This window comes from Streptomyces sp. NBC_00102, from assembly GCF_026343115.1.
Classification (GTDB): domain Bacteria; phylum Actinomycetota; class Actinomycetes; order Streptomycetales; family Streptomycetaceae; genus Streptomyces.
On the sequence record NZ_JAPEMC010000001.1, the window covers coordinates 711,949 to 724,325 of the forward strand.

Annotated in this window: 11 protein-coding genes; 5 read left to right on the top strand and 6 right to left on the bottom strand. The window is 72.1% G+C overall.

Features of this window, described 5'->3' with window-relative positions; translation table 11 throughout:
* Window positions 1–61 precede the first annotated feature (61 nt).
* Both OHA55_RS03180 and eutC read left to right on the top strand, forming a co-directional pair.
* Window positions 62–1,459 carry an ethanolamine ammonia-lyase subunit EutB gene (locus OHA55_RS03180; RefSeq protein WP_266702553.1) on the top strand — a complete coding sequence of 466 codons (1,398 nt, stop codon included), beginning with the start codon at window positions 62–64 and terminating at the stop codon, window positions 1,457–1,459.
* The gene (gene eutC, locus OHA55_RS03185) at window positions 1,456–2,262 is read left to right on the top strand and encodes an ethanolamine ammonia-lyase subunit EutC (RefSeq protein WP_266702554.1); all 807 of its coding nucleotides are present in this window, start codon (window positions 1,456–1,458) and stop codon (window positions 2,260–2,262) included. Before OHA55_RS03180 ends, eutC begins: the two co-directional genes overlap by 4 nt.
* Here the strand turns inward: eutC and OHA55_RS03190 are convergent.
* From OHA55_RS03190 to OHA55_RS03200, 3 genes are all read right to left on the bottom strand, one after another.
* Window positions 2,250–2,627, bottom strand: coding sequence for a hypothetical protein (locus OHA55_RS03190; RefSeq protein WP_266702555.1), 378 nt, complete (start codon window positions 2,625–2,627; stop codon window positions 2,250–2,252). The two genes, eutC and OHA55_RS03190, sit on opposite strands and share 13 nt — an antisense overlap.
* Before the next feature lie 82 nt (window positions 2,628–2,709).
* On the bottom strand, window positions 2,710–3,087 hold the full coding sequence (locus tag OHA55_RS03195; protein WP_266702556.1) for a DUF2750 domain-containing protein: 378 nt from the start codon (window positions 3,085–3,087) through the stop codon (window positions 2,710–2,712).
* Between the two features lie 46 nt (window positions 3,088–3,133).
* The gene (locus tag OHA55_RS03200; protein WP_266702557.1) at window positions 3,134–4,069 is read right to left on the bottom strand and encodes a LysR family transcriptional regulator; all 936 of its coding nucleotides are present in this window, start codon (window positions 4,067–4,069) and stop codon (window positions 3,134–3,136) included.
* Between the two features lie 70 nt (window positions 4,070–4,139).
* Between OHA55_RS03200 and OHA55_RS03205 the strand changes: the two genes are divergently transcribed.
* Window positions 4,140–5,303 (top strand): TDT family transporter, encoded by a 1,164-nt coding sequence (locus OHA55_RS03205; protein ID WP_266702558.1) that lies wholly within the window; start codon window positions 4,140–4,142, stop codon window positions 5,301–5,303.
* 26 nt (window positions 5,304–5,329) lie between these two features.
* On the opposite strand, the gene OHA55_RS03210 is transcribed toward OHA55_RS03205, so the two are convergent.
* The 3 genes from OHA55_RS03210 to OHA55_RS03220 form a co-directional block, all read right to left on the bottom strand.
* Window positions 5,330–5,884 (bottom strand): helix-turn-helix domain-containing protein, encoded by a 555-nt coding sequence (locus OHA55_RS03210; RefSeq protein WP_266702559.1) that lies wholly within the window; start codon window positions 5,882–5,884, stop codon window positions 5,330–5,332.
* Between the two features lie 159 nt (window positions 5,885–6,043).
* Window positions 6,044–8,668, bottom strand: a complete 2,625-nt coding sequence (locus tag OHA55_RS03215; RefSeq protein WP_266702560.1) for an ABC transporter permease/substrate binding protein — start codon at window positions 8,666–8,668, stop codon at window positions 6,044–6,046.
* Complete coding sequence (locus OHA55_RS03220; RefSeq protein WP_266702562.1) at window positions 8,661–9,845, bottom strand: glycine betaine/L-proline ABC transporter ATP-binding protein; 1,185 nt, start codon at window positions 9,843–9,845, stop codon at window positions 8,661–8,663. Before OHA55_RS03220 ends, OHA55_RS03215 begins: the two co-directional genes overlap by 8 nt.
* Before the next feature lie 267 nt (window positions 9,846–10,112).
* Between OHA55_RS03220 and OHA55_RS03225 the strand changes: the two genes are divergently transcribed.
* Together OHA55_RS03225 and OHA55_RS03230 are read left to right on the top strand one after the other, a co-directional pair.
* A complete protein-coding gene (locus OHA55_RS03225; RefSeq protein WP_323180465.1) occupies window positions 10,113–11,021 on the top strand; it encodes a 5'-3' exonuclease in 909 nt (302 codons plus the stop codon).
* 252 nt (window positions 11,022–11,273) lie between these two features.
* Window positions 11,274–12,122, top strand: a complete 849-nt coding sequence (locus OHA55_RS03230; protein WP_266702565.1) for a siderophore-interacting protein — start codon at window positions 11,274–11,276, stop codon at window positions 12,120–12,122.
* Window positions 12,123–12,377 lie beyond the last annotated feature (255 nt).

Sequence of the window (12,377 nt, forward strand, 5' to 3'; positions counted from 1 at the left end):
GGACGGTCCACTGTGTGGCAGGCTCGGCGTCCCAGCGCCTGTCGGGTGAAGGAGTGCGGCCATGCCCCAGTACACGGCCTCCGTCGGGGTGGCCGGTTTCCGGTTCGACGGCTTGCGGGAGTTGCTGGGGCGGGCCGGTCCGGCGCGTTCGGGCGACGAGCTCGCGGGGGTCGCCGCGCGGAGCGACACGGAGCGGACGGCGGCCCGGATCGCGCTGGCCGAGGTGGAACTGCGCGCGTTCCTCGACGACCCGGTGGTGCCCTACGAGGACGACGAGGTCACCCGGCTGATCGTCGACACCCACGACGCCGGGGCGTTCGCGCCCGTCGCGGGGATGACGGTCGGCGAGTTCCGCGACTGGCTGCTCTCCTACCGGGCGACTCCCGGGGCGCTCGCCGCGCTGGTGCCTGGGATCACCCCGGAGATGGCCGCCGCGGTGAGCAAGCTGATGCGCAACCAGGACCTGGTCCAGGTCGCCCGGGCGTGCACGGTCGTCACCCGGTTCCGGAACACGATCGGGCTGCCGGGGCGGCTCTCGGTGCGTCTCCAGCCGAACCACCCCACGGACGATCCCCGGGGCGTCGCCGCCTCGGTGCTCGACGGTCTGCTGTACGGCTGCGGGGACGCGGTCATCGGCATCAACCCGGCGTCCGACTCCCTGGCCGCGGTGACGGATCTGCTGCGGCTGACGGACGAGATCCGGCAGCGGTACGCGATCCCGACGCAGACCTGCGTACTCACCCATGTCACCCGGACGATCCAGGCGATCGAGCGGGGCGCACCGGTGGACCTGGTCTTCCAGTCCGTCGCCGGGACCGAGGCCACCAACCGCGCGTTCGGCATCGATCTGGCCCTGCTCGCGGAGGCGCACGACGCCGGGCTCTCGCTGGGCCGGGGCGAACTCGGCGACAACGTCATGTACTTCGAGACCGGCCAGGGCAGCGCGCTCTCCGCCGACGCCCACCACGGCGTCGACCAGCAGACGCTGGAGGCCCGCGCCTACGCCGTGGCGCGCCGGTTCCGTCCGCTGCTGGTCAACACGGTGGTCGGTTTCATCGGCCCGGAGTACCTCTACGACGGCAAGCAGATCATCCGGGCGGGCCTGGAGGACCACTTCTGCGGCAAGCTGCTCGGTCTGCCGATGGGCGTGGACGTCTGCTACACCAACCACGCCGAGGCCGACCAGGACGACATGGACAACCTGCTCACGCTGCTGGGCGTGGCGGGCTGCACCTTCGTGATGGGCGTCCCGGGCTCGGACGACGTGATGCTGAACTACCAGTCCACCTCCTTCCACGACGCGTTGTACGTACGGTCGGTGCTCGGGCTGCGTCCGGCGCCGGAGTTCGAGGCGTGGCTGGAGCGGATGGGGATGTACGACTCCGAGGGCCGGATGGTGGCGCCCGTCGCGCACAGCCCGCTGGCCGCCGGTCTCGCCGCGATGATCGGGGAAGCGTGAGCGTGCCGGAGGAGAGCGGGAGAGCGGACCTCTGGGAGCCGCTGCGACGGCACACCCCGGCCCGGGTGGGGCTGGGGCGGACGGGCCACGGGCTGCCGCTGCGCCATCTGCTGGAGTTCCAGGCGGCGCACGCCCAGGCGCGGGACGCGGTGCACCAGCCGGTGGACTTCGCGGCCCTGCGGCCGGGGCTGACGGGCCATCCGGTCGCCGAGGTGCGCAGCGCCGTCCCGGACCGGGCGGCCTATCTGCGCCGCCCCGACCTCGGCCGGCGGCTGCACCCGGAGGACGGGCCGCGCCTGGCGGGGCTGCCCGGCGGCGGAACGCTGGTGGTGATCGCGGACGGGCTCTCCGCCACGGCCGTCCAGCGCCACGCGCTGCCGCTCCTTGACGAACTGGTCCCGCTCCTCGCCGGACCCGGGGGCGGCGGCCGCGGGTCCGTTCCGGTGGTGCTCGCCTCCCAGGCGCGGGTGGCGCTCGGGGACGAGATCGGGGAACGGGTGGGCGCCCGGCTGGTGCTCGTGCTGATCGGCGAACGCCCCGGGCTCAGCGCCGCCGACAGCCTGGGCGTCTATCTGACGTACGCGCCCCGGACCGGGCGGCGGGACGCTGAGCGCAACTGCGTCTCCAACATCCACCCGCCGGCCGGACTCGGCTACCGGGCGGCCGCGCGCACGATCGCCTCACTCGCCGAGGGCGCGATGCGGCTCGGGCTCTCGGGGGTGGCGCTGAGCGGGGAGGAGCCGGGCAGCGCACCGGAGCTGCCACCTGCGGCCGGGGCCCCTCAGGTCCGTCACGGCGCATAGGGATACAGGCTGACGCTGTCGCGCTCCACTCGGATCTCGACCCAGCCCCCGTCGGCCGCGACCGGGGGCGGCGGACCGGCGACGTCGAACAGGATCTGCGCGTCGCCCACTTCCAGCACCGCCCCGCCGTCGCCCGGGAGAGCGAGACGGCCCCGGAAGACGACCTGACCGCCGTCCTCGCTCAACGCGGGCGAGGGAACGGCCGCCGGCAGGGTGTTACCGCCCCAGGTCACGTCGTCGTCGACCGTCCACTCCACGTGGTGCTCGCGGCCCACGTCCGTCGGGTCCCCGCACCAGAGCGCGACGGCGCCGCCCACCTCCGAGCGCACCCGGACCGCCACGGCCCCGCCGGGAATCTGCCGCACCGCTTCCGTCCTCACCAGCACCCGGCAATCATCCATGGCAGGGCCCGGGTCCCCAGCGCCCCCGCTCGGACACCTGCTCGCTTCAGGCCGTGTCCGGCCCCAGCTCGGCGCCCGGTCGGTCCGCAGCCGCCAGCCGGTTGAGGACTTCGGCAGGGGTGAAGTCCCAGCCGACGAGGTGCGGCCCGCTCCAGTTGATGCCGATCCGGCATCCCTCCCGGGCGAGGTCGGGCAGTTCGTGGTCGCGCCAGAAGACCAGGGGCATGGACCCGGCCCGGAGCCCGTTGCCCCAGATCGTCGCCGCCCTCGTGGCGCGGGCCGGCGTCGACCAGAAGGGGAAGATCCCCCTGCCGTCCGTGGAGAGGCGGGACGCGTATCCGTCGTCGTCCCGGACGATCCAGACCACGCCGCTCCGGCGGACGTCCCGGAAGAACGCCGCAGCCTGGGAACCGCTCTGACTCATGACGAGCGACCCTACCGGTCTCCGCCGCCCGGAAGGTGGGGAGTTCTCACCCCGTCCGCGCCGTCAGCGAGAGCAGGTCGCGGGCGGGTCCGGCGGGGCGGTGTCCGGTGGGCCAGACGGCCCGGAGCTGGCGCCGCAGGCGTACGCCGGTGAGCTGGACGGGGACGAGGCGGCGGGCGGAGAGCTCCTCGCCGAGGGCGAGTTCGCTCAGGACGCAGGGCCCCGCGCCGCTCTCGGCCGCGCTCTTCACGGCGGTCGTGGAGGAGAGCTCCAGCAGGGGCTGGGCCAGCCCGCCGTGGCCGGCGAGGGCCGCGTCCAGGACCTGGCGGGTTCCGGAGCCCCGCTCGCGGAGGATCAGCGGGGTCGCGGCGAGTTCCCGCGGGGTCAGCAGGGTGCGGCGGCGGGCCCAGGGGTGGACGGGGGCGACGACGACCACCAGGCGGTCGTGGGCGACGACGGTGCCGTCGAGCCCGTCCGGGGTGGTGAGGCCCTCCACGAATCCGAGGTCGGCCTCGCCGAGGAGGAGCCGGCGGGCCACCTGTTCGGAGTTCCCGGCGAGCAGCGAGACGGCGGTACCGGGGCGTTCGGCACGCAGCGCGATCAGCCAGCCCGGCAGGAGGTACTCGGCGATCGTCATGCTGGCCGCGACCCGCAGCCGGGAGTCCCGCCGGTCCCGCAGCGCCTGGGCGCCCGCGTCGAAGGCCTCGGCCGCCTCGACGATCCGGCGGGCCCAGTCGGTGACCAGGGCGCCCGCGTCGGTGAGCGTGGAGCCGCGCGGCGAGCGGTCCAGCAGGGCGACGCCGAGCTGCCGTTCCATCGTGCGGACCCGGCTGGAGGCGGCGGGCTGGCTGATGCCGAGCTCCTTGGCCGCCCGGCCCAGACTTCCGTGGCGGGCGACGGAGAGCAGCAGCTCCAGCGCCCCGAGGTCGGGCACACGGTGGGACAGGGGTATGCGGGCGGGGTCGTCGGCGACATGGGGCATAACGTCAGCTTATGACCTCATAGACACGAAGTGCCTGGTGGGGGCGGTGAGTGCGGCAGAGAATCGTGTAATGGCCATCCATGAGCGGACCCTGATCCGGCCGCCGATCACACGTCCCGACGCGGCGGCTCCCGCCGCACCGAAGCGGCCGGCGCTGCGCGCCTTCGGCCCGAACTGGTACGCGACGGTGATGGGCACCGCGATCCTGGCGAGCGCGGGTGAGGCTCTTCCGGTGGACGTCCCCGGGCTGCGGGGCGCGTGCACCGTCGTCTGGGCGCTCTCCGCCGTCCTGCTGGTGGCCGTGCTCACGGCCAGGGCCGGGCACTGGCGCCACCACCGGGACCAGGCCAGGGCCCATCTGCTGGACCCGGCGGTCGCCCCGTTCCTCGGCTGTCTGCCGATGGCGCTGCTCTCGGTCGGCGGGGCCACGATGGTGGCCGGTACGCCCGTGCTGGGCGAGCGGGCCGCGCTGGTGGTGGACGTGGTGCTGTACTCGGCGGGCTCGCTGCTGGGGCTGGTCGTCGCGGTGACCGTGCCGTACCTGATGGTGGTGCGCCACCGCATCGAGGCCGGCAGCGCCGCCCCCGCGTGGCTGCTGCCGCTGGTCCCGCCCCTGGTCTCGGCCTCGGTAGGCCCGCTGCTGATCCAGAAACTCCCCGCGGGCCAGGGCCGTGAGGCGTTGCTGCTGGGTTGCTACGCGATGTTCGGGCTGACGGTGCTGGCGACCCTCGCCGTACTCCCCCTCGTCCTGGCGCGGCTGCTGCACCACGGGCCGCTGCCCCTCGCGCTGACGCCGACCCTCTTCCTGGTGCTGGGGCCGCTCGGTCAGTCGACCACCGCGGTGAACCAGCTGGCCGACGTGGCGCCCGGCACGGTCGGCGCCCCGTACGCGAGCGGGCTCGGGGCGCTGGCGGTGCTCTACGGAGTGCCGGTCATGGGCTTCGCCCTGCTCTGGCTGGCCCTCTCGGTGGCCCTGACCGTGCGCGCCGCGCGGAACGGGATGGGCTTCGCGATGACGTGGTGGGGTTTCACCTTCCCGGTCGGCACCTGCGTGACCGGGGCGGCCGGTCTGGCCCGCCACACCGGTCTGCACGCCTTCGGCTGGCTGGCCGAGGCGCTGTTCGTCTGCCTGGTGGCCGCGTGGGCGGTGGCCGGGACACGCACCGTACGCGGGCTGCTCGGCGGCACCCTGCTCGCGCCGCCGGTCCGTCCGGCCGCCGTCCGTACGGCCTGAGAGCGGTGCCGTAGCTCCGGTCCCCTTCAGCGGCGGGAGTCGTAGGTGGCGTCGATGTGCTCGGCCACCGCGACGACCAGCAGCCGGGTGCCGGGGAGGGTGGCCCGCCAGCGGTGGCGGACCCCGCCGGAGAGGAAGAGCGTGTCGCCGCGGTCCAGGCGGTAGGCCTGGCCCTCCGCCTCCACCTCGACGGCTCCCTCCGCGACGTACATGAGCTCGTCGTTGCGGTGCTGGAACTCACGGCCGAGGTCCTGCTCCCCGATGAACTCCAGGGCGTTGAGCTGGTGACGTCCGCGCACCAGCCGACGGGCACCGTCCTCGTCGCCGCCGCGCACCACGTCCACCGCGCGCGCCGAGTCGGCGGCATCGCGCAGCTTGGCGGTGGTGGTCTCCAGGGCCTCGGCGACCCGGGTCAGCGACTGGGCGCTGGGCCGTGCGCGCTCGTTCTCGATCTGGCTGAGGAAGGGCACCGAGAGGCCGCTGCGCGCGGCCACGGCGGCCAGCGTGAGTCCCAGGGTTCTTCGACGCCGGCGCACGGCGGCGCCCACCCGCAGTGCTTCCTTCTCGTCCTTCTCGCCCATGTCCGCTCCCTCCCGCCCGGCCATCCTCCCGGCTGCCAGCACCTTACGCACATGGTTGCGCGATTCCCTCCCCGAGGAGAACTTCCAAAAACGCGCGGGGGGTGGTCCTCGCCCTTCGGCGGTGACCACCCCTGACCTGCGCGAATCTGCTCCGGGCCGTTACTGCGGCGCCATCGCGTCCACGATTCCCGGATGGGCGTCCATCCAGGACTTCACGGCCTGCTCCTCGTGACCGGTACCGGCCTTGGCGATGCCGTTCTCCAGTCCGGCGAGCTGGTCCTCGCTCAGCTTGAAGTCCTTGAACCACTTCGCGAGCCGCGGGTACTTCTGCGGGAACTCCTTGCTCGCGACCGTGTGCAGCCGGTCACCGGTGCCGAAGCCCTTCTTGGGGTCCTGCAGCTTGGTGAGGTCGTACTGGTCGTAGGCCCAGTGCGGGGTCCAGAGCACGACGGCGATCGGCTCCTTCTTCGCGTACGCCCGCTTCAGCTCGGCGAGCATGCCGGGGGTGGAGGAGTCGACGACCTCGTACTCCTTGTCCAGCCCGTAGGCCGGCAGCACGTCGTTCTTCAGGTTCTCCATGGTGGCGGTGCCGGGCTCGATGCCGACGATGCGCCCCTTGAACTGCGAGGACTTGCCCTTGAGGTCGGCGAGCGTCTTCACGTCCTTGACGTAGGACGGCACCGCGATCTCGATGGAGGTGGGGCCGTACCAGGAGCCGACGTCGGTCAGGTCGTTCTGGTACTTCTTCCAGTAGTTCGCCTGCGTGTACGGCAGCCAGCCGTCGAACTGGACGTCGATCTGGCCGCGCGACATCGCCGCGTACATCGGTCCGACCTCGAACTGCTTGAGGTTGATGGTGTAGCCGCGCTGCTCCAGGACCGCCTTCCACAGGTAGGTGGCGGCGATGTCCTCCTCCCACGGGAACCAGGCGACGTTCAGCGCGCGGTCGCGCTCGTCCTTGCCGCCGGTGGCCTTCGCCTGCTTCGCCACCGGGGTCCACTTCGCGGCTGCGTCCGGGTTGGCCTTCAGCCAGGTACGGACGGCGTCCTGCTCCTTGCCCGCGCCGGCCTTCTGGATCTCGGCTTCGAGGCTGGTGAGCTGCTTCTCGCTCATCTTGAAGTTCTTCAGCCAGGACGCGGCCTCGGGGTTGTCGGCCGCGAAGCCCTTGCGGGAGAGGGTGTGGATGCCGTCGCCCTTGCCCCAGAGGTTCTTGGTGTCCTTGAGCTTCGTCAGGTCGTAGGTGTCGTAGGCCCAGTGCGGCGACCAGAGCGGAACGACGATCGGTTCCTTCTTGGCGTACGCGCGCTTCAGCTCGGCCAGCATCGAGGGCGTGGAGCCGTCGACCACCTTGTACTCGCCGTCCAGGCCGTAGCCCGGCAGGATCTTGTCCTTCAGCAGGGCCGACTCACCGGCACTCGGCTCGATGCCGACGATCCGGTTCTTGAACGAGGCGCCCTTGCCCTTGAGGTCGTCGAGCGTCTTGACGTCCTTCACGTAACTGGGGACGGCCAGCTCCAGCGAGGTGGGACCGTACCAGGAACCCATGTCGTCCAGGCGGTCCTGGTACTTCTTCCAGTAGCTGGCGTGGGTGACGGGCAGCCAGGAGTCGGTCTCGAAGTCGATCTGGCCGTTGGCCATGCCGGTGTACAGCGCTCCGGCCTCGTACTGCTTGACGTCGACCTCGAAGCCCTGACGCTCCAGCAGCTCCTTCCACAGGTACGTGGAGGCGATGCCCTCGTCCCAGGGGATGTACCCCATGCTGATCTTCTTGCCCGCGCCGACGGACGAGGAGGACGCGGCGGTGGCGGAGGAACCGCCGCCGCCGAAGACGCCCATGCCGCCGGCGACGAGGGCGAGGATCACCACTCCGGTGAGCGCGACGGCGCCCTGCGGGCGGTAGTTCCAGAGCTTCGGGCCACCGGCCAGGGCCTTGGCCTTGGCGAGCGCCCGGCGGCCCAGCGGGGAGACCTCGCGCCCGAGCGCGCCCGTCATCCGGTCCAGGTACATGGCGAGGATGACGATGGAGATGCCCGCCTCGAAGCCGAGGCCCACGTCGACGTTGCCGATGGCGCGGTAGACGGAGCCGCCGAGGCCGCCGCCGCCGACCATGCCCGCGATGACCACCATGGACAGGCCCAGCATGATGACCTGGTTGATGCCCGCCATGATCGTGGGCAGCGCGAGCGGCAGCTGCACGCGCAGCAGGGTGTTGCGGGAGGTGGTGCCGAACGCCTCGGCCGCCTCGACGAGTTCGCCGTCGACCTGGCGGATGCCGAGTTCGGTCATCCGGACGCCCGGGGGCAGCGCGAAGATGATGGTGGCGATGATGCCGGGGACGACACCGACGCCGAAGAAGATCACGCCGGGGATCAGGTAGACCATGGCGGGCATGGTCTGCATGAAGTCCAGCACCGGCCGGGTCACCGCGCTGACGCTCTTGGACCGGGAGGCCCAGATGCCGAGCGGGACGGCCAGGACCAGCGTGACGATGGTGGCGACGAGCACCAGGGTGAGGGTGTCCATCGCCTCGTCCCACAGCTCGACGGAGTCGATGAGGGCGAATCCGACGAACGCGAGGACGCCCGCGGGCAGTCCGCGCAGCCACCAGGCGATGACGGCGACGATGCCCGCGAAGAGCAGCGGTGCGGGGGCGGAGAGGACGGCCGCGATGCCGTCGAACATGCCGCTGACGATCGAGCTGATGGCGTCGAAGAGCCAGGCGAGATGGACTTGCAGCCAGTCGACCGCGGAGTTGACCCATTCGCCGAGAGGGAGCCTAAACACTGGCCACCTTCTTCCCGGTGAGGTCGTCGGCCCCGGTGCCCTCTGCGGTATCCGACCCGGCGTTCACCGGAGCCCCGGGGGCCTCGGCGGCTGGCATCGGCGCGGTGGGCTTCATCGGTTCGCCCAGCACGGCGAGGAGCCGCTCGCGCGGGACGACCCCCGTGAGCCTGCCCCGTTCGTCGGTCACGGCGACCGGGGTGGCGCTCGTCGCGCACGGGGTGAAGAGCTCGATGATCGGCGTGGACTCGGCGACGGTGGCGGGAGCCGCGTCCAGCACGTCCTGCGGGGTGCGCAGTTCGGTGCCGTCCTCCGTCGTGGAGCCCATCGCGGTGTGCGGTTCGGCCATGATGGCGCCGGCGGTCAGCACCCGGGCGCGGTCGACGTCCTGGGTGAAGGAGGCGACGTAGTCGTTGGCCGGGGTGACGAGGATGTCCTCGGCGGTGCCGAGCTGGACGATCTCGCCGTTGCGCATCACCGCGATGCTGTCGCCGAGGCGCATGGCCTCGTTGAGGTCGTGGGTGATGAAGACGATGGTCTTCTTCAGCCGCTTCTGGAGCTCCAGGAGCTGGTCCTGCATGTCGCGGCGGATCAGCGGGTCCAGCGCGCTGAAGGACTCGTCCATCAGCAGCAGGTCGGCGTCGGTGGCCAGTGCGCGGGCCAGCCCGACGCGCTGCTGCATGCCGCCCGAGAGTTCGTCGGGCCAGGAGTTCTCCCAGCCGCCGAGCCCGGTCAGCTCCAGCGCCTCGGCGGCGCGCTTCTCGCGCTCGGCCTTGGCGACGCCCTGTACTTCCAGGCCGTACGCGGCGTTCTCCAGCACACTGCGGTGCGGGAAGAGCGCGAAGTGCTGGAAGACCATGCTGATCCTGGACGAGCGGACGTGGCGAAGCTCGCGCGGGCTCAGGGAGGTCAGGTCCTGGCCGTCGAACAGCACGCTTCCGGCTGTGGGGTCCAGCAGTCCGTTGAGCATCCGCAGGAGCGTGGACTTGCCGGAGCCAGAGAGACCCATCACGACGAAGATCTGTCCCGGTTCCACGGTGAACGACGCGTCGATCACCGCTGCGGTCGTTCCGTCGGCGCGCAGCTCGTCACGGCTCGCGCCGGCTTCGAGTTTCTCCACGGCCTGATCGGGTCGTCTGCCGAATACCTTGTACAGGTGTTCGGCCTGCAGCCTTGACACATACACCTCGCGGGTTGAACCGGAAACGGTCCGCCACCCCCGTCGGCGGACCGTGGAGCGGCACGGAATCTGCCCGCATGGCACGTACACAAGTTGAACTTTGGACGTGCTCCGCTCCGGTGCCGCGCCTGCCCCCGCTTATCCGGAGCAAACACCTATGTGACCCGGGTCACTTCACGCACCCCTCGGGAATCGCGGGACGGCCCGACGCCGACCCCGGCCGGTGTCGGTGCCGTGGGGCATGATCGGGGGGTGACGCGACGCCTGATGCTCCTCGACACCGCCTCCCTGTACTACCGCGCCTACTTCGGCGTGCCGGACTCGGTGCGCGCACCGGACGGCACTCCGGTCAACGCCGTGCGCGGCCTGCTGGACTTCATCGGCAGGCTGGTCCAGGACCACCACCCCGACGACCTGGTGGCCTGCATGGACGCGGACTGGCGGCCCGCCTGGCGGGTGGACCTGATCCCCACGTACAAGGCGCACCGGGTGGCCGAGGAGACTCCGGCGGGCCTGGCGGACGTGGAGGAGACCCCGGACACCCTCGCCCCGCAGGTCCCGGTGATCGAGGCGGTGCTCGACGCGGTGGGCATCGCCCGCGTGGGCGTCTCCCCGTACGAGGCGGACGACGTCATCGGCACGCTCACCGGCCTGGCGACCGGCCCGGTGGACATCGTCACCGGCGACCGGGATCTCTACCAGCTGGTGGACGACGCACGCGGGGTGCGCGTGCTGTACCCGCTCAAGGGCGTCGGCACGCTCCAGGTGACGGACGAGGCGGTGCTGCGCGAGAAGTACGGCGTGGACGGCCGTGGTTACGTCGACCTGGCCCTGCTCCGCGGCGACCCCAGCGACGGCCTCCCCGGTGTCCCGGGCATCGGCGAGAAGACGGCCGCGAAGCTGCTCGACGCCTTCGGGGACCTCGCCGGGATCATGGCGGCGGTGGACGACACGAAGGCGAAGCTGACCCCCTCGCAGCGCCGACGGCTGGACGAGGCCCGGGAGTACGTCGCGGTCGCGCCGAAGGTGGTACGGGTCGCCGGAGACGTGCCGCTGCCCGAGTTCGACCCGGTACTCCCCCGCGAGGCGCGCGACCCGGTGGCCCTCTCGGAACTGGCCGAGCGGTGGGGGCTGCGCGGGGCGCTCCAGCGGCTCCTGTCGGCGCTGCACTCCTGAGGGGCCGCCGGGCCCGCCCGCCCGTCGGCCCGTTCGGCCGCCCCTCCACAGGAATCCGTGGTTTCCTGGCCGGGGCGGCACACCCACGCTCCGGGGATCGCTCCGCGCATGCATTGATGACGGGACCGCCCGTGCCCCCACCGCCCGGCCGGTGCTAGCTTAGGTAGACCTAAGTTCAGAGGTCCCCGGGTGCCGAATCCCCGTTTCCCGGGTCCAGCACGTTCCAGAACGTTCCAGCACAGGGAGATCCACGTGGCACGTCCGACGCGGCAACCGCCCAAGGGCAAGGGTGCGCAGGTCGTGCGCACCGAACAGATCACCCCTCACATGGTGCGGGTGGTCCTGGGCGGCGAGGGCCTCGCCTCGTTCGAGACCGAGGGCTTCGCCGACCACTACGTGAAGCTCTGCTTCGCGCCCGAGGGCGCCGACTACGCGCACCCCTTCGACATGGCGGCCATCCGCGAGTCGTACCCGCGCGAGCTGTGGCCGACCACGCGTACGTACACCGTGCGCTCCTGGGACCCGGCCACCCGTGAGCTCGCGATCGACTTCGTCGTGCACGGCGACGAGGGTCTGGCCGGCCCGTGGGCGGCGAAGGCCTCCGCCGGCGACTGGATGACGCTCCTCGGCCCGGGCGGCGGCTACGCCCCGCTGGAGACGGCCGGCTGGCACCTGCTGGTGGGCGACGAGAGCGCGATCCCGGCCATCGCCGTGGCGCTGGAGCAGATGCCCGCGAACGCCCGGGGCCACGTGTTCATCGAGGTGTCCGACGCCTCCGAGGAGCAGAAGGTCGCCCTCCCCGCCGGGGTGTCGGTGAACTGGCTGCACCGGGGGGAGCGCCCGGTCGGCGAACTCGCCACCGCAGCCGTGCTCGGGCTGGACTTCCCGGAGGGCGAGGTGCAGGCGTTCGTCCACGGCGAGGCGGGCTTCGTCAAGGAGATCCGCCGGTACCTGCGGGTGGAGCGCCAGATCCCGCTGGAGCAGCTGTCGATCTCCGGCTACTGGCGCCTCGGCCAGAACGACGACGCCTGGCGCGCCGTCAAGCGCGAGTGGAATGAGCAGGTCGAGCGCGAGCAGGAGAGCGGCGCCGCCTCCGCCTGAGGCCGGCCGCCCCACCGGACCCCCGTTCACCGGACCCCCGTTCGCGGAACCCGAGTTCACCGAACGCTGGACCGAACCCGAGCCCCGGTCGCCGTCCCCGTCCCCGGACGGCCGGCCGGGGCTTTCGCGTGCGCCTGCCTCGACGCGTCGTGCCCCGGCCGGACCGCAACGTGTCCCGGCCCGGCCGTGTCGCGTCCCCGCCGGGCCGGACCGGCCGTGGAAGGATTTCCCGCACCGCCTTCACCCCTTCACCGG